General features: G+C 68.7%; 29 protein-coding genes. 19 read left to right on the forward strand and 10 right to left on the reverse strand.

Annotation, left to right across the window (positions count from 1 at the left end; translation table 11 throughout):
- Nucleotides 1–41 precede the first annotated feature (41 nt).
- Nucleotides 42–857: an IclR family transcriptional regulator gene (locus tag AC5Y4T_RS15055; RefSeq protein WP_499954069.1), complete on the forward strand. Its 816-nt coding sequence runs from the start codon at nucleotides 42–44 to the stop codon at nucleotides 855–857.
- Here the strand turns inward: AC5Y4T_RS15055 and phtC are convergent.
- Genes phtC through AC5Y4T_RS15080 form a run of 5 tightly spaced genes read right to left on the reverse strand, consistent with a single transcriptional unit; the run spans nucleotide 854 to nucleotide 4500 of the window.
- Nucleotides 854–1576, reverse strand: coding sequence for a 3,4-dihydroxyphthalate decarboxylase (phtC, locus tag AC5Y4T_RS15060; protein WP_499954071.1), 723 nt, complete (start codon nucleotides 1574–1576; stop codon nucleotides 854–856). The genes AC5Y4T_RS15055 and phtC overlap by 4 nt on opposite strands.
- Entirely contained in the window at nucleotides 1573–2367 is a 795-nt protein-coding gene (gene hcaB, locus AC5Y4T_RS15065; RefSeq protein ID WP_499954073.1) for a 3-(cis-5,6-dihydroxycyclohexa-1,3-dien-1-yl)propanoate dehydrogenase, read from the reverse strand. Before hcaB ends, phtC begins: the two co-directional genes overlap by 4 nt.
- Nucleotides 2364–2630 (reverse strand): dihydrodiol dehydrogenase, encoded by a 267-nt coding sequence (locus tag AC5Y4T_RS15070; protein WP_499954075.1) that lies wholly within the window; start codon nucleotides 2628–2630, stop codon nucleotides 2364–2366. Before AC5Y4T_RS15070 ends, hcaB begins: the two co-directional genes overlap by 4 nt.
- The gene (locus AC5Y4T_RS15075; protein WP_499954077.1) at nucleotides 2627–3154 is read right to left on the reverse strand and encodes a 3-phenylpropionate/cinnamic acid dioxygenase subunit beta; all 528 of its coding nucleotides are present in this window, start codon (nucleotides 3152–3154) and stop codon (nucleotides 2627–2629) included. Before AC5Y4T_RS15075 ends, AC5Y4T_RS15070 begins: the two co-directional genes overlap by 4 nt.
- The gene (locus AC5Y4T_RS15080; RefSeq protein ID WP_499954079.1) at nucleotides 3151–4500 is read right to left on the reverse strand and encodes an aromatic ring-hydroxylating dioxygenase subunit alpha; all 1350 of its coding nucleotides are present in this window, start codon (nucleotides 4498–4500) and stop codon (nucleotides 3151–3153) included. Before AC5Y4T_RS15080 ends, AC5Y4T_RS15075 begins: the two co-directional genes overlap by 4 nt.
- Nucleotides 4501–4781: 281 nt before the next feature.
- Here AC5Y4T_RS15080 and AC5Y4T_RS15085 point away from each other — a divergent pair, with 281 nt between their 5' ends.
- Genes AC5Y4T_RS15085 through AC5Y4T_RS15105 form a run of 5 tightly spaced genes read left to right on the forward strand, consistent with a single transcriptional unit; the run spans nucleotide 4782 to nucleotide 8841 of the window.
- Nucleotides 4782–5753, forward strand: a complete 972-nt coding sequence (locus tag AC5Y4T_RS15085; protein WP_499954081.1) for a Rieske (2Fe-2S) protein — start codon at nucleotides 4782–4784, stop codon at nucleotides 5751–5753.
- The gene (locus tag AC5Y4T_RS15090) at nucleotides 5750–6235 is read left to right on the forward strand and encodes a hemerythrin domain-containing protein (RefSeq protein WP_499949006.1); all 486 of its coding nucleotides are present in this window, start codon (nucleotides 5750–5752) and stop codon (nucleotides 6233–6235) included. Before AC5Y4T_RS15085 ends, AC5Y4T_RS15090 begins: the two co-directional genes overlap by 4 nt.
- Before the next feature lie 59 nt (nucleotides 6236–6294).
- Nucleotides 6295–7062, forward strand: coding sequence for a protocatechuate 3,4-dioxygenase subunit beta (gene pcaH, locus AC5Y4T_RS15095; RefSeq protein ID WP_499954083.1), 768 nt, complete (start codon nucleotides 6295–6297; stop codon nucleotides 7060–7062).
- Nucleotides 7055–7618 (forward strand): protocatechuate 3,4-dioxygenase subunit alpha, encoded by a 564-nt coding sequence (gene pcaG, locus AC5Y4T_RS15100; protein WP_499954085.1) that lies wholly within the window; start codon nucleotides 7055–7057, stop codon nucleotides 7616–7618. Before pcaH ends, pcaG begins: the two co-directional genes overlap by 8 nt.
- Complete coding sequence (locus AC5Y4T_RS15105; protein ID WP_499954087.1) at nucleotides 7615–8841, forward strand: lyase family protein; 1227 nt, start codon at nucleotides 7615–7617, stop codon at nucleotides 8839–8841. The genes pcaG and AC5Y4T_RS15105 overlap by 4 nt, the downstream gene beginning before the upstream one ends.
- Here AC5Y4T_RS15105 and AC5Y4T_RS15110 read toward each other — a convergent pair.
- The 4 genes from AC5Y4T_RS15110 to AC5Y4T_RS15125 form a co-directional block, all read right to left on the reverse strand.
- A complete protein-coding gene (locus tag AC5Y4T_RS15110) occupies nucleotides 8832–9479 on the reverse strand; it encodes a TetR/AcrR family transcriptional regulator (RefSeq protein ID WP_499954089.1) in 648 nt (215 codons plus the stop codon). The two genes, AC5Y4T_RS15105 and AC5Y4T_RS15110, sit on opposite strands and share 10 nt — an antisense overlap.
- Before the next feature lie 101 nt (nucleotides 9480–9580).
- Entirely contained in the window at nucleotides 9581–9847 is a 267-nt protein-coding gene (locus tag AC5Y4T_RS15115) for an Rv2628 protein family (protein WP_499919552.1), read from the reverse strand.
- Between the two features lie 158 nt (nucleotides 9848–10005).
- Nucleotides 10006–10230, reverse strand: coding sequence for a hypothetical protein (locus AC5Y4T_RS15120; protein WP_499919831.1), 225 nt, complete (start codon nucleotides 10228–10230; stop codon nucleotides 10006–10008).
- A 155-nt stretch (nucleotides 10231–10385) separates the two neighbouring features.
- Entirely contained in the window at nucleotides 10386–11225 is an 840-nt protein-coding gene (locus AC5Y4T_RS15125; RefSeq protein ID WP_499954091.1) for a class I SAM-dependent methyltransferase, read from the reverse strand.
- Nucleotides 11226–11361: 136 nt separating this feature from the next.
- On the opposite strand from AC5Y4T_RS15125, the gene fdxA reads away from it, so the two are divergent.
- The 5 genes from fdxA to AC5Y4T_RS15150 all read left to right on the forward strand — a co-directional run bounded on the left by fdxA (nucleotide 11362) and on the right by AC5Y4T_RS15150 (nucleotide 14197).
- Nucleotides 11362–11718, forward strand: a complete 357-nt coding sequence (fdxA, locus tag AC5Y4T_RS15130) for a ferredoxin (protein ID WP_499948996.1) — start codon at nucleotides 11362–11364, stop codon at nucleotides 11716–11718.
- Nucleotides 11719–11814: 96 nt separating this feature from the next.
- Nucleotides 11815–12435: a helix-turn-helix transcriptional regulator gene (locus AC5Y4T_RS15135; protein ID WP_499954131.1), complete on the forward strand. Its 621-nt coding sequence runs from the start codon at nucleotides 11815–11817 to the stop codon at nucleotides 12433–12435.
- The gene (locus AC5Y4T_RS15140) at nucleotides 12432–12857 is read left to right on the forward strand and encodes a hypothetical protein (RefSeq protein WP_499954093.1); all 426 of its coding nucleotides are present in this window, start codon (nucleotides 12432–12434) and stop codon (nucleotides 12855–12857) included. The genes AC5Y4T_RS15135 and AC5Y4T_RS15140 overlap by 4 nt, the downstream gene beginning before the upstream one ends.
- 41 nt (nucleotides 12858–12898) lie before the next feature.
- Complete coding sequence (locus tag AC5Y4T_RS15145) at nucleotides 12899–13243, forward strand: cupin domain-containing protein (RefSeq protein ID WP_499919556.1); 345 nt, start codon at nucleotides 12899–12901, stop codon at nucleotides 13241–13243.
- Between the two features lie 6 nt (nucleotides 13244–13249).
- Entirely contained in the window at nucleotides 13250–14197 is a 948-nt protein-coding gene (locus AC5Y4T_RS15150; RefSeq protein WP_499954095.1) for an NAD(P)H-dependent flavin oxidoreductase, read from the forward strand.
- Between the two features lie 3 nt (nucleotides 14198–14200).
- On the opposite strand, the gene AC5Y4T_RS15155 is transcribed toward AC5Y4T_RS15150, so the two are convergent.
- A complete protein-coding gene (locus AC5Y4T_RS15155) occupies nucleotides 14201–14701 on the reverse strand; it encodes a DUF1990 domain-containing protein (protein ID WP_499919559.1) in 501 nt (166 codons plus the stop codon).
- A gap of 22 nt (nucleotides 14702–14723) precedes the next feature.
- On the opposite strand from AC5Y4T_RS15155, the gene AC5Y4T_RS15160 reads away from it, so the two are divergent.
- The 8 genes from AC5Y4T_RS15160 to AC5Y4T_RS15195 all read left to right on the forward strand — a co-directional run bounded on the left by AC5Y4T_RS15160 (nucleotide 14724) and on the right by AC5Y4T_RS15195 (nucleotide 22881).
- On the forward strand, nucleotides 14724–15644 hold the full coding sequence (locus AC5Y4T_RS15160; protein WP_499954097.1) for an aldo/keto reductase: 921 nt from the start codon (nucleotides 14724–14726) through the stop codon (nucleotides 15642–15644).
- 36 nt (nucleotides 15645–15680) lie between these two features.
- The gene (locus AC5Y4T_RS15165) at nucleotides 15681–16307 is read left to right on the forward strand and encodes a PaaI family thioesterase (RefSeq protein WP_499954099.1); all 627 of its coding nucleotides are present in this window, start codon (nucleotides 15681–15683) and stop codon (nucleotides 16305–16307) included.
- 184 nt (nucleotides 16308–16491) lie between these two features.
- Nucleotides 16492–18555: a threonine--tRNA ligase gene (gene thrS / locus AC5Y4T_RS15170; RefSeq protein WP_499954101.1), complete on the forward strand. Its 2064-nt coding sequence runs from the start codon at nucleotides 16492–16494 to the stop codon at nucleotides 18553–18555.
- Nucleotides 18548–19123: an ATP adenylyltransferase gene (locus tag AC5Y4T_RS15175; RefSeq protein ID WP_499919563.1), complete on the forward strand. Its 576-nt coding sequence runs from the start codon at nucleotides 18548–18550 to the stop codon at nucleotides 19121–19123. Before thrS ends, AC5Y4T_RS15175 begins: the two co-directional genes overlap by 8 nt.
- Nucleotides 19120–19761: a phosphatidylinositol phosphate synthase gene (gene pgsA, locus AC5Y4T_RS15180; RefSeq protein ID WP_499919564.1), complete on the forward strand. Its 642-nt coding sequence runs from the start codon at nucleotides 19120–19122 to the stop codon at nucleotides 19759–19761. Before AC5Y4T_RS15175 ends, pgsA begins: the two co-directional genes overlap by 4 nt.
- Complete coding sequence (locus AC5Y4T_RS15185; protein WP_499919565.1) at nucleotides 19758–20732, forward strand: phosphatidylinositol mannoside acyltransferase; 975 nt, start codon at nucleotides 19758–19760, stop codon at nucleotides 20730–20732. Before pgsA ends, AC5Y4T_RS15185 begins: the two co-directional genes overlap by 4 nt.
- Nucleotides 20732–21856 (forward strand): glycosyltransferase family 4 protein, encoded by a 1125-nt coding sequence (locus AC5Y4T_RS15190; RefSeq protein ID WP_499919566.1) that lies wholly within the window; start codon nucleotides 20732–20734, stop codon nucleotides 21854–21856. Before AC5Y4T_RS15185 ends, AC5Y4T_RS15190 begins: the two co-directional genes overlap by 1 nt.
- Nucleotides 21856–22881 carry an NUDIX hydrolase gene (locus AC5Y4T_RS15195; RefSeq protein WP_499919567.1) on the forward strand — a complete coding sequence of 342 codons (1026 nt, stop codon included), beginning with the start codon at nucleotides 21856–21858 and terminating at the stop codon, nucleotides 22879–22881. Before AC5Y4T_RS15190 ends, AC5Y4T_RS15195 begins: the two co-directional genes overlap by 1 nt.
- Nucleotides 22882–22922 lie beyond the last annotated feature (41 nt).

The following is a 22922-nucleotide window of genomic DNA, read 5'->3' on the forward strand; positions in this document are numbered from 1 at the left end:
GAATAACCGAAACCGCACCCAGAACTGGTTACCGTGGACCCATGCCGCACAAGCGTGAGCCGGACGACGAGGGCGCCGCCGCGGTGCCCGGCGCCGATTCGCTTGCGCCGCAGTATCCGATCGAGTCGGTCGACAACGCGCTCAAGCTGTTGCTGCTGCTGGGTGAGCAGCCACAGATCCGGTTGAGCGAGGCGACCCGCTTTCTGGGTGTGGCGTCGTCGACCGCGCATCGGTTGCTGGCGATGCTGGCCTATCGCGGGTTCGTCCGGCAGGACCCGGTGTCCAAGGCGTACCTACCCGGCCCCTCGTTGACCGGGGTGGCGTTCGCGATCTTCGGCCGCATCGACATCGCACGGGTCGCCGCGCCCGTCATGCGGGATCTCAGCGAGCAACTGCGCGAAACGGTGCACGTCGGCATGCTGGACGGGCCCAGCGTCCGCTTCGTCGCCGCCGTCGAGGGGCCGGCGGCCGTGCGGGTGGCGTCGCGGCTGGGCCGCGCCATGCCGGCCCATTGCACCTCGACGGGCAAGGTCATGCTGGCCCAGTTGCCGCAATTGGAACTGCGTGCGCTGCTGCCGCGCGAGCAGCTCAAGCGCATCACCTCGCAGTCGATCGGCACTCGCACCGAGTTGGAAGCCGAGCTCGCCGGCATCCGCGAGCGCGGCTACGCCACCAACGCTGAAGAGAGTGAGGAAGGCGTCGCCTCGGTCGCCGTGCCGATCCCGACGCGCGCGCCCGGGCTGCGGCTCGCGCTCAACGCCGCCGCGCCGCAAAGCCGGCTGGAACCATCCCGGTATCCCGCGGTGGCCGCCGCACTTGTGGCGGCCGCCAAGGAGATTGGCGATCAGCTCGGCTAGCCACCGCCAAGCCGTGCCACCTCGTGGCGCCAGGCCGCCTCGGCGGTGAACGCAGATCCCAAGTCCGGCAGGTCATCCCAGTCGGCGTCGTCGATGTCACGCGGCGTGCCACCGGCCGCGGCCACCCGCAACGACATTCGCGCCAGCGCGTCGAGGCTGATCACCTGCAGCACCGCCTGCGGCACGGTGGTGGCGGCGCTGGTGATGCCGTGGCCGCGGCAGATCACCACCGGCCGCCCGCGCATCGCCGCCACCATTTCCTTGCCCAGGCGCGAATTCCGGATCAGCACAGCACGTTCGTAGACGGGCACACCGCCGCGCGCCAGCCAGGCGCCGGGAATGTCGTGGGCGCCGTAGATCGGCCGGATCGTGATGCCGGCCAGGTCGGCGGCGACCACGTCCGGGGGATGCAGGTGCGCGACGGCGACATGGCCGGGATCGGCCCGCATCGTCTCGACATGGATCGGCAGCTCGTTGGGCACCCGATACCCGTCGAGTTCCCCTGGGGCACCGGCGGATCCGTCGAAGGCGATCAGCCGGATGTCGCTGGGCCGGGTGAACGCCACCCCGGTGTCGTCGTCGCTTCGGCAGCGGACCAGCAGGCGCTCGTCGTCGACGCGCAGGCTCAGGTGGCCGAGGATGCCGTCGACCAGGCCGCGGGCCGCCGCGACGCGGCATCCCTGCGCCACCAGAGCGCGCTGCTGATCCAGGTTCGTCATCGCGGTGCGCCCAACCCGAATCCGCCGTCGGGCCGGACGGTTTCGCCGGTGATCCCGTGCGACCGCTGGGAGGCCAGGAACACATAACTCCAGGCGTGGTCCGCACCCGTGAGCGCGACGTGCAGGGGAGTGCGCGCGGCAACGTCGCGCGCCCGGTCGGGGCTGTCGTCCAGGCGGGTCCCGTCGAGCCCCAGGCTGGACAGGCCGCGCAGGTCGGTGTTGAGCGTGCCGCCGGGCGCCACGGCGTTGACCCGGATGTCCGGCGCCAGTTCGTGCGCCAGCGCCGACACCAGCCCGCGCACCGCGAATTTCGACGACACGTAGAGCACGCCACCGCGTCCGGGATAGAACGACGACGCGGACCCGGTCAGCACGATCGAGGAACCGTTCGCGCTTCGCAACGCCGGCAGCGCGGCCTTCACCGACTGCAGGTGGCTGAGCACGTTGGTGCGAAACATCTCGTCGAACGCGCGCGGCAGCGCGTCGGCGTCGATGTCGCCGACACCCCGGTAGAAGTCGAAGACCCCGACGCAGTTGACCAGGGTGTCCAATCCGCCGAAGGCATCCACCGCCGCGGCGACGGCGCGGTCGTTGGCCTCGCGGGTGGTGGCGTCGCCCTCGACCACCGGCACGTCAGGAAGCTGTTGTCGCAGCGCAGCGCATTTGGATGGAACACGTTCCAGCACAGCAACATTCGCACCCTCTGCGCCGAAGGCCGCCACCACGGCCCGGCCGATCCCGGAACCGGCGCCGAGCACCAGCGCGCGCTTACCCTCCAGCCAGCCGGTCATGGTTGAGGGTCGTTCTCGTCGGGCAGCAGAGGCGCGTGGGAGTTGCCGACCATGGCGGCCAGCGTACGGGGGTTCTGCCAGGTCAACGCCTCGACCTCGAGCGCGTCCAGGGTGATCCACTGCCCGGATCTGGGCGCGCTGATCAGCAGGCGCGATCCGTTGCGTGTGTCGACCCGGCGCACCACGACCTCGGTGAATTCGTTTGCGACGCTGATCGGTTCGCCGACCGCACCGTCGAGCAGCAGCCGCAGTTCGTCGTTCACAGGAACACCGCCAGGTTCTGCATCCGTAGCACCGATTCGTCGGCAATGATGGTGCGGCGGGCCAGCTTCCAGCGATCGTCGCACCAGCGCAACACGTCCTCGCGTCCGCACGACATCAGGGCGCTGTCGTTGACGTCGCCGCGGCTGCGGAACAGCAGCTCGGCCGATTCGACCCGCAGGTGGGCCGGGTCCTCGGGGTCGTCGCCGGGAAACGTGCGCACATTGGTGATGAAATGGCGCAGCCGCGACGGCGGGTCTTCGGCCCACGCGTGCTCGGTGCCCATTCGCGCGACCCGCTGGGACAGCGAGTATTTGTCCTCGTCGAAATGGTCCATGCCCGGCGAGGTGTCGAATCCGGCGCCGCGCGCGGTCGTGACGCGCACCGGCATGGCGTAGCGGACGTCGTCGGTCAGCGTGTCCAGCCACGCCTCGTACTGCTGGGCGTCCAGCAGGTACGCCTCGTCCACCAGGAACTGATGTGCCTCGAGGTGTCGGGTGTCGCTGAACGGCAAAGGCTTTCTCATGCGGGCACCCGCTGCAGGTAGTCGGCCCACATGGTCAGCAGCGCGCGCTGGTTGTGCTCGTTGTAGCCGACCTGGGCGCGCCCCGGCCCGTGGAAAGCGCTGGGCGGCAACGCATCGATGACGGGACGGTCGTCGGAAAGCAGGCCCATCCGGCTGTTCAGCAGCAGCCTTCGCGCCATCGAACCGCCCGCGGTGGTGGTCAGCGACACCCAATTCTCCACGTCGTCTTGTTCGAACATGCCGGTCGAACCAAAGCACATCAGATACGCCTTGTACGAATCTTGTTTGTACTGCGCGGGAGCGGCGGAGTCCACCGCGAACCACGAGCACACCTCGGTTTCGTTCTCGCTGATCGGCTGCCACAGCCGAATGGAGATGAACGGCAGCACTTCGTCGTCGCGACCGTCGCGCACCTTGGGCCAGTTGTGCACGAAACTCAGGTTCGGAAAACACGTCGCGGCCGAGATCATGAATCCGTCCTCGCCGACCACCCGCTGCTGTTGCGGCGTCCAGGAGTCTTTGATCCGGCCGATCATCTCGTCGGGGTAGCCGACGTAGCGCATCCGCTCCTCGAAATCGCCCGGCGGAAGTTTGTAGGTCGTTCCACCGCCGCGGTGCGCCCAATAGGTGGCGCCATCCTTGCGCTTCTGGGCCTTCGGCTCGCGGAACAGCCCGATGTCGACGATCGACGCATGGGTGTGCGGCGTGTGATACATGTCCCCGGCGAAATTCTCCGCGCCGATCTTCCAGTTCGCCTTGATCCGCCAGCGCTGCGGCCCCCGCACCTCGACACCGCCGGCGCTCTGCTTGGTGTAGTAGTCCAGGTAGAACGTGAAGTCACCGAGGAAGTCTTCCAGCGGTTCGGCATCTCGATCCAAACTGATGAACAGCAGGCCGTTGTAGCTCGCGAAATTCGGTGCCGGCAAAAGGGTTTGGTCCTTCGCGAACCCCTCGTCGCCGCCGTAGGCCTCGCGGTGAAAGGGCAACCCGGTGAGCCGGCCGTCGTTGCGGTAGGTCCAGCCGTGGTAGGGGCAGCGGAAATTCGAGGCGTTTCCCATCTCCGCGCGACACACCTGCATGCCGCGATGCAGGCACATATTGAACAGGGCCCGCACGGCGCCCTGCGAGTCGCGGGTGATGATGAACGAGTCGTCGAGCACGCGACGCACCACATAGTCGCCGTCCTGCGGAATCTCGGACTCGTGCCCCACGAAGGTCCAGGCCCGGCTGAACAGGCGCTGCTTCTCCAATGCGAACAGCTCTCGGTCGTTGTAGATGTGCGCGGGGATCATCCCCCGGCGCACATTCTCGAAGACCTCGACCAATTCGCCGCGATGGTCTGCCATGGCCTATGCGATCTCTCTGTTCTACAGAAAAACTCTCCGCTCAGTAGAATCTCGCACTCTGGGGCGCCGGTCAATCACCTGGCAGGCGCGTCCGCAGGTGCCTCAAAGGATGCTTGGTGCTGATTCACAGGTTCCACGCGATCGAATGGCGCAGGCCCGCGGTTACGGTGGGTCGGGGCGGCCGCCCTGGTACCGTGAGAGCGGAGTAAACAAGGGGTAAACATCCGGTTTTACGGTAATTAATCGTGGTTTTCCACTGATCTGAGGAAGGAACTGGTGCCATGGTGGGTCGGCCACGAGGGGGTCGATTGCAGCAGGTCGGATCGAAGGTTCTGGCCGTCATCGGGCGCCAGGAATGGCTTGATCGGCCGAGCTATCGGTTCGAACACCTGCTCAGCTTCGCCTACAACGGGCTCGGCGGCGCGCGGAACACCGTCGCGAACGCGCTCAACGGTGTCTGGCTGGGTCACCCGGTGCACCCGCCCCTGGCGTCCCTGACCAGTGGCGCGCTGGGGACGACGGTGGCGCTCGACGCGCTCAGCCTGCTGCCCGGTCAGCCCGCATCCGAGGTCGTCGACGCCTCACGATTCGCTTCCCGCTCCCTCGGGGTGGGCATCCTGGCGAGCCTCGGCTCGGCGGTCACCGGTGTCACCGACTGGCAGCACACCCACGAGGAGGACCGCCGGATCGGCGCGGTGCACGGCCTGGTGAACGTGGCCGCCACCGGGCTGTACCTGCAGTCCTGGTGGGACCGGCGCAAGGGGCGCCACGGGCGGGGCATCCTGCTGACCGCTCTCGGCTACGGGATCACGGTCGCCGGCAGCTACCTCGGTGGTGCGCTCGTCTTCGAGTCGGGCATCGGCATCGACCAATCGGGCCCGCGCCTGCGCACCTCCAGCTGGACGCCGGTGCTGCCCGCGAGTTCGTTGAACGGCAAGCCGGTACGCGTCGAGGTCGACGGAGTGGGCCTGGTGGTCTGCCAGACCAAGCCCGGTGAGGTCGCGGCGTACGGGGAATTCTGCCCGCACCTGGCCGCGCCGATGGCCGACGGCTGGCTGGACCGGGGCCGGCTGGTGTGCCCATGGCACGGTTCCTGGTTCGCCGCCGACTCCGGCGAAGTCGTGCGCGGCCCGGCAGCAGCGCCGCTGCCGTGCTACGAGGCCCGGTTGGTCGACGGAGTGGTCGAAGTCCGTGGCGAGCGGCAGCACGCCCCCGGCGGCGCGGCAGGAATCGCAAAAGGAGGAGCCAAGTGAACGCCTACGACGTGCTCAAGGAACACCACATCGTGATCAAGGGCCTGGGCCGCAAGATCAGTGATGCACCGGTGAATTCCGAAGAGCGGCACGAGCTTTTCGACGAGCTGCTGATCGAGCTCGACATCCACTTCCGCATCGAGGACGACCTGTACTACCCGGCGCTCAAAGATGCCAGCAAGCTGATCGCGATCGCCCATGCCGAGCATCGCCAGGTGGTCGACCAGCTTTCGGTGCTGTTGCGGACCCCGCAGAGCTCGCCCGGCTATGAGGACGAGTGGAACTCCTTCAAGACGGTGCTGGAAGCCCACGCCGATGAAGAGGAACGCGACATGATTCCGGCACCGCCGGAGGTGAAGATCACCGACGAGGAGCTCGAAGCGCTGGGCAACAAGATGGCCGCGAGGATGGAGCAATACCGCGGCTCGGCAACCTATAAGATGCGCACCAAGGGGCGCGCGGCGCTGGTGCGCTCCCTCTAGCCCGAAAACATGGTCCGCTTACGGGATGCGGTGGGCCACCGGGAGTAGCCTCACGGCACATGAACCCCGAGCGTGTCGCCACTCAGGGTGACATCACGGCGGAGATCGCCCGCATCGCAGCGCAATACCAGGCTGGGGGAGTCGCGCAACGCGAGCGGCCGCGGCTCGACTATCCGCCGTACCGCAGCTCGATCCTGCGCCATCCACAGCGGCCGCTGGTCGTCGTCGACCCCGAGGGCGTCGAACGCTGGGCGCCGTGCTTCGGCCACCGGGACGTCGACCCACTCGATGCCGACCTGACGGCCGGTCATCCGGGCGAGCCGATCGGAGAGCGCGTCGTCGTGGCAGGGCGGGTGGTCGACGAATACGGCCGCCCGGTCGCGGGCCAGCTGGTGGAGATCTGGCAAGCCAACGCCGCCGGGCGCTACCGTCACCAGCGCGACCAGCATCGCGCGCCGCTCGACCCGAACTTCACCGGCGCGGGCCGCTGCCTGACCGGGCCGGACGGCGGCTACCGCTTCCTGACCATCAAGCCCGGCCCCTACCCGTGGCGCAACCACCACAACGCGTGGCGGCCGGCGCACATCCACTTCTCCGTCTTCGGAACCGCTTTCCCGCAGCGACTGGTCACCCAGATGTACTTTCCGGGTGATCCGATGTTCGAGCTGGACCCGATCGTTCAGTCGATCCTCGATCCCGCCGCGCGCAGCCGGCTGATCGCTCGCTACGACCACGACCTGACCGAGCCGGACTACGCGACCGGCTACCGGTGGGACATCGTGCTGGCCGGCGGCGCGCGAACTCCGACCGAGTGTGAACATGACTGAATCGGCTTGCACGCCAGGGCAAACCGTCGGGCCTTTCCTCGACCTGGGGCTGCCGTTTGCCGGTGACAGCGTGATTGTCGACCCGCGGCATCCGCAGGCGATCCGGCTGCACGGCACGGTGTTCGACGGCGCCGGGGTCGGGGTCGAGGACGCGCTGGTGGAACTCTGGCAACCCGACAGCGCGGGTGACGTTGTGCGCCAAGCCGGTTCGCTGCGCCGCGACCCCACGGTGTTCACCGGTTGGGGGCGCTGCGCGACCGACGCCGCCGGACGCTACTCGTTCACCACCCTGGCGCCCGGATCGGCGGCCGCGGGGCGGCCACCGTTCTTCGCGTTGACGGTGTTCGCCCGGGGACTGCTGGACCGGCTGTTCACCCGGGCGTACCTGCCCGGCGCCGAGCCGCACTCCGATCCGCTGCTGGCGGCGGTCGTCCACGAGCGCCGGGCCGCCTTGCTGTGCTCCGCCGAAAATGCCGGCGCCGCTTACCGTTTCGACATCCGCCTGCAGGGCCCGGCCGAAACCGTGTTCCTGGCGTACTCAGAAGGCCCGCGATGAGCAACATGTTGTGGCCCGGAGATCATCGGGCCGGCGAGCACATGACCGACGAGGCGCTGCTGGGATCGATGATCGCGGTGGAGTGCGCGTGGCTGGACGCGCTGGCGGCCGCCGGTCTGGCGCCCGCCGACTGCGCCGAAACGGGGCTGTGGAATCTGGTCACGCACAACGACTGCGAGTTGATCGCGGTCGCCGCCGAGGGCGGCGGTAACCCGGTGATTCCCCTGGTGCAGCTGCTGCGGCAGCGGGCCGAGTCGCGCGTCGCGCCCTGGATCCACCGGGGGCTCACCAGCCAGGACGTCCTGGACACGAGCCTGATGCTGGCGGTGCGCGCGGTCGCCGACGACCTGACAACCGAGCTGAGGCAACAGATCTCCATCCTGTCCGCACTCGCGACCGAACACCGGGCCACGCCGATGGTGGCCCGCACCCTCACCCAGCACGCCGCGCCCAGCACCTTCGGCGTCAAGGCCGCCGGCTGGCTCAACGGCGTCGTCGACGCGTTCGAGCGGGTGGCGGCGCTGAGCATACCGGTCCAAATCGGCGGCGCCGCCGGCACATTGGCCGCTACCGCGGAGCTGGCGACGTTGCTCACCGACACGACCGACGCGGCCGGCGTCGCGCTGCGGCTCGTGCACAACGCCGCAACCGCATTGGGCCTGCATGACCGGCCCGCGTGGCATACCGCCCGCGCGCCCACCACCGCGGCCGCCGACGCCTTCGTCGGCTGCACCGACGCATGGGGCCGCATCGCCTCCGACGTCGTCACCCTGGCGCGCCCGGAGATCGCCGAGCTCGGCGAGCCGGTAACCGCCGACCGCGGCGGCTCGTCGTCGATGCCGCACAAGCGAAACCCGGTGTTGTCCATCTTGATCCGCCGGGCCGCCATCGCGGCGCCGCCATTGGCCGCGACGCTGCACACGGCGGCGGCGCTGGCCAACGACGAGCGGCCCGACGGGGCCTGGCACGCCGAATGGGACACGCTGCGCACGCTGGCCCGCCGCACCGTCGTCGCGGGATCGGAAAGTGGCGAGCTGCTGGCCGGGTTGAGAGTGCACGGGCAGCGGATGGCCGAAAACCTGGCCGCCGCAGAGGTTTCCGGAGAGCAGCGCGCGATCGCCGAGCTGGTCGGCAAACAGCCGTCGTCCGCCTACCTCGGTGCCGCCGACAAGCTGATCGACGCGAGCCTGAGCCGCGGGGCGCGGGCGCTCGCTCAGCGCTGATAGATGCTCGCCAGCCAGATGTGCAGCAGCGTATCGATCGCCCGGTCTTCCGGCATCGCGTGATCGTCGGCGGTGAACGTCGCGGTCATCATCCGCTCGCTCAGCATGTTCAGCGCCACCGATAACTCCGCGGCCGGGATCGTGTCGGGGGCGGCGCCACGACCGCGCTCGGCCTTGATCGCGATGGTGGTGTAGGAGATCCAGTTGCTCATCAGCGCGGACCACAGCTGCCGCACCTCCGGGTTGGTCGCTTTCGCCGCCGCACCCGCGACGGCGACCGCCGGGTGCGACCCGGACACCGCGAAGAACGACTCGATGCGCGCCCGCCAGATCGCCTCGGGGTCACCGGCGGACAGGACGTCGAGCGCCCCCAGCGCCGCCTGCGCCGTGCTGTTCATCTGGTCGAGCAGCGACAGCACGACCGCGTTCTTCGACCGGAAATAGAAGTAGAAGGTGGGCCGCGAGATCCCGGCGCCTTTTGCTAGGTCGTCGACCGAAAAGTCGCCCAGCGGCCTTTCCTGCAACAGCCGCTCGGCCGTGGCGAGGATGGCCTTCTCCCGGTCGTCACCGGAGTAGTGCGACGCGCGCCGGCCGCGCGAGGCCTGCAGGTATTTGGTTTGTGTCGGAAGGTCGGACACGCCCGTTACTGTTGGGCACGTCGATATACGTCAACAAAACTGTTGATGAAAACCAGCAAGAATGCCGATGAAGAACGACGCTTTGCTGGACGGCGACTTCGTCAGTCGGCCACCGCGATCTCGATGGACAAGCACTCGCCCAGCGCGTGCGCGGCGGCCCAGTCGCCGCCACAAACGGCGCGCTCGAGTTCGTCGACCAGCGGGCTGTCGGCGGCGCCCAGGTCGGCCAGCCAGGACGCTACCGTCGCCGTGATCTGGTGCGCGGGAACGCGGGCCATGTGCCCTTTGTGAAGCCGGTCGGTCAACTGATAGATCGTGGCCGTCGGTCTGCGCTGCGGCCAATGAACCGTCCATTTCGGTGAATTCATCGTCCCCTCCCCGCTAGCCTCAACGACTCATCCGGCCCCGGCGGCGCGTACAACTTCAAGGCACAATCGTACGTCCGTACCAATGCCATGGCCGGTATTTCCGCTGTGCGAAATGCCGGTTTTTCGAGATCTTTGGTCATCCGATCGCTCACCTGGTGCTATGGAACAAACGGCCCGATCAGCGCCGCGCCGGCGCGGCCGCGGGACATGATGCGTTCCAGGACGTTGTGGGACAGGTCGCCGTCGTTGGCCACCCGGACGAGACCGCGCCGCCGCAGGAACGTGTCGAGCCGTCGATCCGGTGACCAGTCGGCGTAGCGGGAACCGAGGTAGTGCGACTGCAGGAAATCCGACGCCAACGCATCGAGGTCGGACTCCGTCAACGACGGTGGCATTGCACCCATAACCGGCAAGCTCCTTTGTTCTCCCGCGACTGCCGCAGCCAAGTTTTGCCAGGGGGCATCACTAAACCGTCACACCCAGATTGCGGAACGGGCCCAAAGTCGGCGACGGGGCGAAGGCGAAGGTCAAAGCGCTGTCAGGCGGTGCCGGATGCCGCCGGTTTGTGGGCGACGATGGCGACGGCGGCCAGCCGCTTGCGATGCCTGCGGAACGTGCGGCGCATGGTCAGCACCCGCTTGCGGGCGTCGCGGTGCACGAGCACGTTGCCGGCGAAGCGCAGCGCACCGGCGAACCCTTCGTCGGACACGAGCCGGCGCGGCTGCAACAGGGCCATGGGCGCTGTCGCCACGTGATCGACCAGCAGTCCGTGCTCGGCGAGCAGTTTCGACCACTCCGCAACCGTTAATGGACGCGCGTTCACCTTGATCGCCCGGGCGAGCGCCTGCCGGATGTCGGTGCTGATCTCTTCCGGCACGTCGTCCGGCGTGAGGGCCAGTTCGTGGATCGCGTAGCGTCCGCCCGGCCGCAGCACCCGCGCCGCCTCGGCGACGATGGCCCCCTTGGCCGCGTCGCCCTGCATGCTCAGCATCGCCTCTCCGATGACGACGTCGCTGCTGGCGTCGGGCAATCCGGTGGCGGCCGCGTCGGCGACCCGGACGGCCGCGTTTTGCGCACCGAGATCGGTGAGCACGCCGCGCACCACGTTGGCCGCGTCGGGGTCGCCCTCGGCGCCGACGTACGACCGCGGCCCCTGGGCCACGATCTCGGCGGCGGTGCGGCCCAGGCCCGGGGCCAGCTCGACGACGTCGGCTCCGCTCAGCTTCGCGTGGGACAGCAGGGTGCGGGTCATCTCGACACCGCCGGGGCGCAGCACGCGCTTGCCCAGCCGGGCCAGCAGCCAATGGCCGGCGACCGCGTCGTCGGCGCGGCTGGAGGACGGTAGCGGAAGTTCGGATCCCGCTCGATGTCCCTGCATCAGATCCCCTGCTGCACAGGGGTTTTCGGGTGTTTGTCCGGCTTGCGCCGTTGGCTGACGTCAAGTCCGTTGGCGGGCATGGGTTCTCCGGCCTCCGCTCTAGTTTTCACAAGTGGTGTTGTGTAAACTCTAGCGCATGACCTATGTGATCGGGAAGCCGTGCGTCGATGTGATGGACCGCGCTTGTGTCGATGAATGCCCGGTGGATTGCATCTACGAAGGCGGCCGGGCGCTCTACATTCATCCCGACGAATGCGTCGATTGCGGCGCGTGTGAACCGGTTTGTCCGGTGGAAGCGATTTACTACGAAGATGACCTGCCCGAGGAGTTCAAACCCCACCTGGCCGACAATGAGGCATTCTTCGCTGAAACGCTCCCGGGTCGCGATGCCCCGCTGGGTTCCCCTGGTGGCGCGGGAAAGGTCGGTCCGCTCGGTGTCGACACACCTTTGGTGGCGGGCCAGCCCAGTGCCGCCAATGCAGACGGGGCGTGAAAGACAAGGAGCGGGAGGGCCCCTGTGAAATCCGAGAATTCGCAGAAGTCTCGCGACTCGTCGACCGGGGAATCTGCCGGCCGGCGGCGCGCTGTGATGCGGCTGCTGCGGGCCGCGCCGGATCCGATGAGCATCGCCGGGATCGCCGACGCACTGGGTGTGCACCCCAACACCGTCCGCTTCCACCTCGACAGCCTGGTCGCCGGCGGCCAGGTGGAGCATGTCGAGCTGGATAGGAAGGGCCCGGGGCGTCCACCGCTGATGTTCCGCGCGGTCCGGCAGATGGACCGCGGCGGAACGCGGCACTATCGGCTGCTGGCCGAGATCCTGGCCATGGGTTTCGCCGCGGAGCGCGATCCCGGCCCCAAAGCCCTGGCCGCGGGCCGCGCCTGGGGGCAGAAGATGGATGCCGACTTGCACCCGGTGTCTGAGGACCCCGACGGCGCCGAAGAGGCGATCGCCCGCCTGCTCGATGTGCTCGACGAGCTCGGCTTCGCCCCCGAGCGTCGGATCAGCAACGGAGAGCACCAGGTCGGCTTGCGGCACTGCCCCTTCCTGGAGTTGGCCGAAAACTCCTCGAGTGTCGTCTGTCCGGTGCATCTGGGCCTCATGCAGGGAGCGATGGAAACCTGGGGTGCGCCGGTCTCGGTGGACCGGCTGGACCCGTTCGTCGAGCCGGACCTATGCCTGGCTCACCTGACGCTGGCGGTCAAATGAGCACCGGCACAGCTATTGCCATTGCGCTGACCTTCGTCTGGCTCGGCATGGTGCTGGCCATCTCCTTCCTGGAAACCCCACTGAAATTCCGGGCTCCCGACGTGACGTTGCAGATCGGGCTCGGCATCGGCCGGCTGGTCTTTCGCGCGCTCAACACCGTCGAAGTGGCGTTCGCCCTCGTCATCGGCGCTATCGTGGTCGCCGGTCCGACCCGGGCCGGCATCGCGGTGGCGATCGCCGTCGCCGTGGCCGCACTGGCGATCCAGCTGGTCGCGGTGCGCCCGGCGCTGACCCGTCGCGCCGACCGGGTGCTCGCGGGGTCGGAGGGCCCGCGCTCCCGCGCCCACTACGCCTACGTCGCGCTGGAGGCGGTCAAGGTCATCGCACTCATCGCGGCGGGGATACTGCTACTGAGCGGTTAAATCCTCAAGGCCGTGCGGCCTTGCAACTTCGAAGGACCACTATGGATTCCATCTCGCTGACCGACCTCTCGTCCGAAAAGATCGCCGAGGCCAAGCAATCGCACAGCGGACGTGCCGCCCACACCATCCACGGCGGCCACACCCACGAGCTTCGCCAGACCGTGCTGGCCCTGCTGGCCGGTCACGACCTGTCCGAACACGACAGCCCCGGTGAGGCGACGCTGCAGGTGCTGCAGGGTCGCGTCCGCCTGACCACCAGCGGCGACGCCTGGGACGGCAAGGCCGGGGAGTACGTCGCGATCCCCGCCGAACGGCACGCCCTGCACGCGGTCGAGGATTCCGTGGTTTTGCTGACCGTGCTGAAGACCATCCCCTCGGCGCACTAGCCGCCGATGTTGTCGACGCCCTGGTCCAAGAGTTTCGGTCTGCGGGTCCCCGTCGTCAACGCGCCGATGGGCGGGGTCGCCGGCGGCCGGCTGGCCGCGGCCGTGACGGCGGCCGGCGGGCTCGGCATGGTCGGCATGGGCAGCGTCGCGACCAGGCAGCTGCTCGCCGAGCAGCTGCAGCACGTCGACGGGCGGTTCGGCATCGGCATGGTCGACTGGGTGATGCGCAACGAGTCCGGACTGCTCGAGGATGCGCTGGCCGCGAGGCCCGCCCTGTTGTCGGTCAGTTTCGGCACCGAGTTTTCGTGGGTCGCCAAGGCGCATGACGCCGGAATCCCCACGGTCACACAGGTTTACGACAGCGCCGGGGCCCGGCGGGCCGTCGACGCCGGCGTCGACATCCTGGTCGCGCGCGGGTCCGAGGGCGGCGGCCACGGCGAGGACAAGCTCGGGCTGCTGCCGCTGCTGGACGCCGTTTTGGACGCCGTCTCGGTGCCGGTGCTGGCCGGCGGCGGGGTCGCCTCGGCGCGCAGCCTGGCCGCGGTGCTGGCCGCAGGGGCCAGCGGGGCGTGGGTGGGCACCCGCTTGTCGGCGTGTCCGGAAGCGCTGACCGGCGACACCGGCCGTCGGGCCCTGGTCACCGCCACCGAAACCGACACCGCCGTCACCCGGGTCTTCGACGTCGCCAAGGGGCTGCCCTGGCCGGCGCGGTTCCCGTCGCGGGTGTTGGCCAACGACTTCGTCGAGCACTGGACGGGTCACGAGGAGGCACTCGACGCGGGCGCCTGCGACCAGCTGGCCGCCGCGATCGCCGCCGGGGACTGCCGAATCGCGCCCGTGGATGCCGGCCAGGGCGTCGGGATGATCCACAACGACGCATCGGTGGCCGACGTCATCGACGAGATGTGCACGGGCGCCGAGGCGTTGCTGTCCCGCTGGGGTGGATCGCGCTAGCGCTCAGACCGCGCGCAGGTAGCGCCTGGCGATGAGGCGCTGACCCACCTTCACCACCGGCCCGCCGGCCTTGCTCCACCAGGTCGCGGGCCGGGAGAAGGCGGATACCTCCGCGTAGACCGCGTCGGACACCGGGTCGCGACGCACCACGAAGCGTTCCTCGCCGGACTCCGGATGGCCCGGCAGGGTGCCGTAGCCGAAGCCACGGATGTCGGGCTCGTCGACGACGTAGACGACGCGACACGGCGCCGGCAGAAAACCCATCTTCACCACGACGACCGCGTCGACGACGGCGACCTCGGAGCTGGCCTGCACCCGCAGCCCGGATCCGCGCTGCATGCCCCAGCGCATGACGGCCGCCGCGGCTTGCTCGAAACGCTGCCGGCCCGTGCCGATTTGGCGCTCTGCGTGCTGATGGTCGTATCCGGCGGGCAGATCGCCGGAAGCCGTCGCACCCACTTCCGCGTAGGTCAGGGGGAGTTCCTCGAGCGTGCGCAGGTCCACGTCCTCAGCTTGCCACGCCGAGATGCGCCGCCGCATTCGGCGCGTACGGTCGGTAGATGTGACCGCAGAAAACTCGAAAACTGTTGCAGGGGCATCCGGGACATTCACCATCGGCGGCGACCTGACCGTCAACCGACTCGGCTTCGGCGCCATGCGCCTGACGGCGAAGGGCGTATGGGGTCCGCCCGACGACCGCGACGAATGCGTCCGGGTGCTGCGCCGGGCCGTCGAACTCGGGGTGAACTTCATCGACACCGCCGACTCCTACGGCCCCTACGTCTCCGAGGAGATCATTCGCGAGGCGCTGCACCCCTACGACGGTCTGGTGATCGCGACCAAGGCGGGCCTGCTGCGCACCGGCCCGGACGTCTGGATTCCGTTGGGCAACCCGAGCTACCTGCGCCAGGAATGCGAGATGAGCCTGCGCCGGCTGGGCGTGGACACCATCGACCTGTTCCAGCTGCACCGCATCGACAAGAACTTCCCGCTGGAAGATCAGGTGGGCGAGCTGCTTACGCTGAAAAGCGAGGGCAAGATCCGCCACATCGGCCTGTCCGAGATCGACGTCGAGCAGCTGAACGCGGCCCGGCGTATCACCGACATCGTGTCGGTGCAGAACATGTACAACCTGACGGCCCGTGGCGCCGAGCCGCTCCTGGACGCCGCGACCAAGCAGGGCATCGGGTTCATCCCGTGGTTCCCGCTGGCCGCCGGGCCGCTGGCCGCTCCCGACGGCCCGCTGCAGCGCATCGCCGCCGACCACGACGCGTCGCCCTCACAGCTGGCGCTGGCGTGGTTGCTGAAACGCTCGCCGGTGATGATGCCGATCCCGGGTACGTCCAAGGTTGCGCACCTGGAGGAGAACGTCGCTGCCGCTGCGATCGAGCTGTCCGACGACGAGTTCGAGACGTTGTCGGCCGCCGGGGCGCAGCAGCCGGCCTGACCACCGCGCGAAAGCGCGCCCGCCGGGCAATACGGTGTGGTGGTGGCCGAACACCAGCGACACCCCGGCGGCGGATTCAACCCGCCGGAGCCGACGACCAAGGGCGGGCCCGACTACGGCAGGTTCATCGACGCCGTGCGCTCGTTGCAGGACCACGCCCGGGCCGCCGACGCGCCCGACGAAGTCATCAGCGAGGCCGCTGACTTGGTGGAGAAGGTGTCGGCGCTGCTGGCTCCGTTCGACGCCGACGAATGGGCGTCGCCGTCGGGCCGGCGGATGGACCTGCCAATGCGCGGCAACATCCTGACGATCCCGATGTCGGCGCGCAAGGGTGAGGACGGCCGAATCCACGGCCAGGCCCGCTTCGCCCGGTTCCACCTGGGCCGCAACGGCGCCGTGCACGGCGGCGCGCTCGGCATGCTGTTCGACTCCATCCTCGGGTTGTCGGCCTCGGTTCTCACCGGCAACCCGCGGCAGCGCACCGCATACCTCAAGATCGACTACCGCCACATCGTTCCGGTGGAAAAGGAACTGCAGTTCGACGCGGGCATCGACCGGGTGGACGGACGCAAGATCTTCGTGTCAGGCCGGTTGACCGACGGCGATCAGTTGCTGACCGAGGCCGACGCGCTGTTCGTACGGCTCAAACCCGGGCAGCCGTAAGCGCGGTCTTTCAGGACGCGCCGAGACATAAACCATGCACACCGGCAGCGGCGTGTCGTGTTCGTGGTTTATGTGTCGCGATAGCGGCGGCGCCCCGCGGCCCTAATGCCTTGGGTTCTTTCGAGGTCCGCCCCGATAGCATGGCAACGATCATCGAGAACTCGACCCTTGGAGACCCAGCCAGATGAGCGTCGCCGCACAGCCCGCCCCGGCAGCCCCGATCAGGGTGCCTGCCGGGACCACCGCGGCCGCCGCGGTGGGCGAGGCCGGTCTGCCGCGCCGGGGCACGCCGGACGCGATCGTGGTGGTGCGCGACGCTGACGGCAAGCTGCGCGACCTGAGTTGGACGCCCGACGCCGACGCCGACGTCGTCCCCGTGGCCGCCAACACCGACGAGGGCCGAAGCGTGATCCGGCATTCGGCCGCACACGTGTTGGCCCAGGCCGTCCAGGAGCTGTTCCCACAAGCCAAACTGGGCATCGGCCCGCCGATCGCCGACGGCTTCTACTACGACTTCGACGTGAAGGAGCCGTTCACGCCCGAAGACCTGACGGCGCTGGAAAAGCGGATGCGCCAGATCGTCAAAGAGGGCCAGCTGTTCGAGCGGCGCGTGTACGAGTCCAAAGACCAGGCGCGCACCGAACTGGCCAACGAGCCCTACAAGCTCGAACTCGTCGACGACAAGTCCGGCGACCCGGACATCATGGAGGTCGGCGGCGACCAGCTCACCGCTTACGACAACCTCAATCCACGTACCAGGCAACGGGTTTGGGGTGATCTGTGCCGCGGGCCGCACATCCCGACCACCAAGCACATCCCGGCGTTCAAGCTCACCCGTAGCTCGGCGGCCTACTGGCGCGGCGACCAGAGCAACGCCAGCCTGCAACGCATCTACGGCACCGCCTGGGAGTCGCAGGAGGCGCTGGATGCCTACCTCGAGCTGATCGAGGAGGCGCAGCGCCGCGACCATCGCAGGCTGGGCAGCGAGCTCGACCTGTTCAGCTTCCCGGACGAGATCGGTTCCGGCCTGGCGGTTTTCCATCCCAAGGGCGGCATCATCCGTCGCGAGCTCGAGGAGTACTCGCGGCGCAAGCACATCGAGGCCGGCTACGAGTTCGTCAACACCCCACACATCACCAAGGAGCAGCTCTACATCACCTCCGGCCACCTCGAGTGGTACGCCGACGGCATGTACCCGCCGATGCACCTCGACGCGGAGTACAACGCGGACGGGACGGTGCGCAAGCCCGGGCAGGACTACTACCTCAAGCCGATGAACTGCCCGATGCACCACCTGATCTATCGATCACGCGGTCGCTCGTATCGAGAGCTTCCCTTGCGCCTCTTCGAGTTCGGCAGCGTGTACCGCTACGAGAAGTCGGGCGTGGTGCACGGGCTGACCCGGGTGCGCGGCATGACCCAGGACGACGCCCACATCTATTGCACGCGAGAGCAGATGCGCGACGAGCTGACCTCGCTGCTGCGCTTCGTGCTCGATCTGCTGGCCGACTACGGGCTCAACGACTTCTACCTGGAGCTGTCCACCAAAGACCCCGAGAAGTACTCGGGCTCCGACGAGATGTGGGACGAGGCCACCGATGTCCTGCGGGGGGTCGCCGAGGCTTCAGGGTTGCATTTCGTTCCCGACCCCGGTGGCGCGGCGTTCTATGGGCCGAAGATTTCGGTGCAGGTCAAGGACGCGTTGGGCCGCAGCTGGCAGATGTCGACCATCCAGCTCGACTTCAACATGCCGGACCGATTCGAGCTGGAATACACCGCGTCGGACGGGTCGCGGCAGCGGCCGGTGCTGATTCACCGGGCGCTGTTCGGCTCGATCGAGCGGTTCTTCGGTATCCTCACCGAGCACTACGCGGGGGCCTTCCCGGCGTGGCTGGCGCCGGTGCAGGCGGTGGGCATTCCGGTCGCCGACGAACACGTCGGATACCTGGAAAGCATTGCGGCACAGCTGAAGTCACACGGAGTTCGGGTCGAGGTCGACGCCAGCGATGACCGGATGGCCAAGAAGATCGTTCATCACACCGCCCAGCGGGTGCCGTTCATGCTGCTGGCCGGTGACCGCGATGTGCAGGCCGGCGCGGTCAGCTTCCGCTTCGGTGACCGCAGCCAGATCAACGGCGTTCCGGTCGACCGCGCGGTCGATGCGATCGTGAACTGGGTCGCCGACCGCGAAAACTCGGTTCCCACAGCCGAACTCGTGAAAGCGTCAGTGGTGAGTGACCGTGACTGACCGCGAACCGGCCGAGCAGGCTGCCGACGACACCATCCTGGACAGGGGGGTCGGCGAGCAAGACCACCTGCAGCGGTTGTGGACGCCGTACCGGATGACCTACCTGGCCGAAGCGCCGACGAAGCGCGACAACGGCAAAACCGAGCAGCCGTTCACCGACATTCCGCACCTCACCGACGAAGACGGCTTGGTGGTCGCCCGTGGCGAGCTCGTCTACGCCGTGCTCAACCTCTACCCCTACAACCCCGGACACCTGATGGTGGTCCCGTACCGGCGGGTCTCCGAGCTCGAGGACCTGACCGACCCGGAAAGCGCCGAGCTGATGTCCTTCGTCCAGAAGGCAATTCGTGTCATCAAGAACGTCTCGCGGCCGCACGGTTTCAACGTCGGCCTGAACCTGGGGACATCGGCCGGCGGGTCGCTGGCCGAACATCTGCACGTGCACGTGGTGCCGCGCTGGGGCGGCGATGCGAACTTCATCACCATCATCGGCGGGTCGAAGGTGATCCCGCAGTTGCTGCGCGAGACGCGCCAGCTGCTCGCCACGGAGTGGACGAAACAACCATGAGCAGAGTGCCGTTCCTGTCGCGGGCGGCGTTCGCGCGGCTGACCACTCCGACCGCGAGGGCGTGCCTGCGGCTGGGATTGACCCCCGACGTCGTCACGATCCTGGGCACCATCGTCGCGGTCGCCGGAGCGCTGACCCTGTTCCCGATGGGCAAGTTGTTCGCCGGCACGCTGGTGGTCTGGTTTTTCGTCCTCTTCGACATGCTCGATGGGGCGATGGCCCGGGAACGCGGCGGCGGCACCCGGTTCGGCGCCGTGCTGGACGCCACCTGTGACCGGGTCAGCGACGGCGCGGTGTTCTGCGGGCTGCTGTGGTGGATCGTCTTCGGCCTGCACGACAAGCTGCTGGCGGTCGCCACGCTGATCTGCCTGGTCACCTCGCAGGTGATCTCCTACATCAAGGCCCGCGCCGAGGCCAGCGGACTGCGCGGCGACGGCGGGCTGATCGAACGGCCGGAACGGCTGATCATCGTGCTCGTCGGCGCCGGCCTGTCAGACCTTCCGGTGTATCCGCTGCCGTGGGCGCTGCCCGTGGCGATGTGGCTGCTGGCGGTGGCCAGCCTCGTCACCTGCGCGCAGCGGTTGCGCGCGGTGCGCACCTCCCCGGGCGCGACCGATCGAATGGTGAGCGAGCCGTGATTCCCACTCCGCCGGGCATGAAAATGATTGGGGCGCAACGGCGGCTGGCCCGCCGGACACTGGGCCGCCTGACCGGCGGTGTGGGCACCGACTGGGCGTACGCGTCGGGCTGGATGGCGGTGCGGGCGATGCCGGAGTTCGCCGCGCGCAACGCCTTTGAGGCCGGGGCCCGGTACGCGGCCCGCGGCGGCGGCCCCGACCAGCTGCGCAAGAACCTGGCCCGCGTCCTGCGCGTGCCACCCGAGGACGTGCCCGACTCGCTGATGCGGGCCTCGCTGGCCTCCTATGCCCGCTACTGGCGCGAGGCGTTCCGCCTGCCGGGCATGGACCTGGGCGCGCTGGGCCGCGAGCTGCACGACTCGGTCCTGGGGCAAGATCACATCGAGGCGGCGCTGTCCAGCGGCCGCGGCGCGGTGATCGCCTTGCCGCACAGCGGCAACTGGGACATGGCCGGGGTATGGCTGGCGCAGACGCACGGCACGTTCACCACCGTCGCCGAGCGCCTCAAACCCGAATCGCTGTACCGGCGCTTCATCGCCTACCGCGAGCGCCTCGGCTTCGAGGTGCTGCCCCTGTCCGGGGGAGAACGGTCGCCGTTCGACGTGTTGTGCGATCGGCTGCGGGCCAACCGGGTGGTGTGCCTGATGGCCGAACGCGACCTCACCCGCACCGGCGTGCAGGTCGACTTCTTCGCCGAGCCCACCCGGCTGCCCGCCGGCCCGGCGAAGCTCGCCATCGCGACCGGGGCGGCCCTGCTGCCCGCGCACTGCTGGTTCGAGGGCCGGGGCTGGGGCGTGGACATCGGCCCGCCACTCGATTGCACCAGCGGCGACGTCGGCGCCATCACCCAGGCGATGGCCGATCAATTCGAGAAGAACATCGCCGCCCACCCCGAGGACTGGCACATGATGCAGCCGCAGTGGCTGTCCGACCTTCCCGATGCCAAGCAGGCCCGGCTGAAGGAAACCTGATGCGGATCGGGATGATCTGTCCCTACTCGTTCGACGTTCCGGGCGGGGTGCAGTCGCACGTCCTGCAGCTGGCCGAGGTGATGCGCGCCCGGGGTCATGACGTCAGCGTCCTCGCGCCGGCCTCGCCGCACGCCGAGCTGCCCGATTACGTCGTCTCGGCGGGCAAGGCCGTCCCGATTCCCTACAACGGTTCGGTGGCCCGGCTGCGGTTCGGGCCGGCCACCCACCGCAAGGTGAAAAAGTGGCTCGCCGAAGGCGATTTCGACGTGCTGCACCTGCACGAGCCCAACGCGCCGAGTCTGTCCATGTTGGCCCTCAACATCGCCGAGGGCCCGATCGTCGCCACGTTTCACACCTCCACCACCAAATCGCTGACGCTGACGGTGTTTCAGGGCATCCTGCGCCCGATGCACGAGAAGATCGTCGGCCGGATCGCGGTCTCCGATCTGGCCCGGCGCTGGCAGATGGAGGCGCTGGGCACCGACGCGGTGGAGATCCCCAACGGCGTCGACGTCGCATCGTTCGCCTCGGCCCCGCACCTGGACGGCTACCCGCGCCCCGGCAAGACGGTGCTGTTCCTGGGCCGCTACGACGAGCCGCGCAAGGGCATCTCGGTGCTGCTCGACGCGCTGCCGGCGCTGGTCGCGCGTTTTCCCGACGTGCAACTCCTGGTCGTCGGGCGCGGCGATGAAGACCAATTGCGCTCCCAGGCAGGGGAATTGGTGGATCACCTCCGTTTTCTCGGGCAGGTCGACGACGCCGGCAAGGCGTCGGCCATGCGCAGCGCCGACGTGTACTGCGCGCCCAACCTCGGCGGGGAGAGTTTCGGCATCGTCCTGGTCGAGGCGCTGGCCGCCGGCACCCCGGTGGTGGCGAGCGATCTGGACGCCTTCCGCCGCGTGCTGGGCAACGGTGACGTCGGATGCCTGGTACCCGTCGGCGACGGTGACGCGCTTGCCGATGCGCTGATCGCGGTGCTGGAGGATGATGTGCTGCGGGAACGTTATGTGACGGCGGGTTCGGCAGCCGTCCAGCGCTACGACTGGTCGGTGGTGGCCAGCCAGATCATGCGGGTGTACGAGACGGTCGCCGCGTCAGGCGCCAAGGTTGAGGTGGCCAGTTGATGACGTGGCTGATTGTCGCCATCGCGGTGTTCGTCGCGGTGCTGGCGGTCTTCGGGGTCTGGGCGTACCGGACGGCGAACAGGCTGGACCGCCTGCACGTCCGCTACGACCTGTCGTGGCAGGCGCTCGACGGGGCGCTGGCACGGCGCGCGGTGGTGTCGCGCGCCGTCGCCATCGACGCCTACGGCGGTGCGTCCGAAGGGCGGCGGCTGGCGGCGCTGGCCGACGCCGCGGAAGGGGCGCCCCGGCCCGCGCGGGAAAACGCCGAGAACGCGTTGTCGGCCGCGCTGGCCGTCGTCGATCCTGCGTCGCTGCCGGCCGGTCTGATCGCCGAGCTGGCCGACGCCGAGGCCCGGGTGGTGCTGGCCCGTCGTTTCCACAACGACGCGGTCCGCGACACCCTGGCCCTGGCCGAGCGGCCCCTGGTGCGGCTGTTCCACCTCGGCGGAAAGGCCGCTGTGCCCAGCTATTTCGAGATCGTCGAACGTCCGCACGCGCTGGCCCACGGCGATCACGGCGTCCTCAACCACCGCACCTCGGCGCGCATCGTGCTGCTCGACGACACCGGCGCGGTGCTGCTGCTGTGCGGGTCGGACCCCGCGCTCGCCGACCGGCATGCCCCGAAGTGGTGGTTCACCGTGGGTGGCGAGGTGCAGCAAGGGGAGCGGCTGGCCGAAGCCGCCGCGCGGGAACTGGCCGAGGAAACCGGTCTGCGGGTCGCGCCGGCGGAGATGGTCGGGCCGGTCTGGCGGCGTGACGAGGTCTTCGAGTTCAACGGCTCGCTGATCGACAGCGAGGAGTTCTACTTCGTCTACCGCACCCGGCGGTTCGAGCCGTCGCGCGCGGGCCGCACCGAGCTGGAACGCAGCTACATCCACGGCCACCGGTGGTGTGACGCTGCCGACATCGCCGCGCTGGTCGCAGCGGGGGAGACCGTGTACCCCATGCAACTGTCCGGACTGCTCACCGACGCGGCGGCGCTCGCCGGCGGCCGCACCCCCGGGCCGCTGTTGTCCATCCGCTGACTCCGCCGGTGTCAACGCGGGCCAAAACGCCTCATTAGACT

Source organism: Mycobacterium sp. NGS11 (assembly GCF_059813315.1).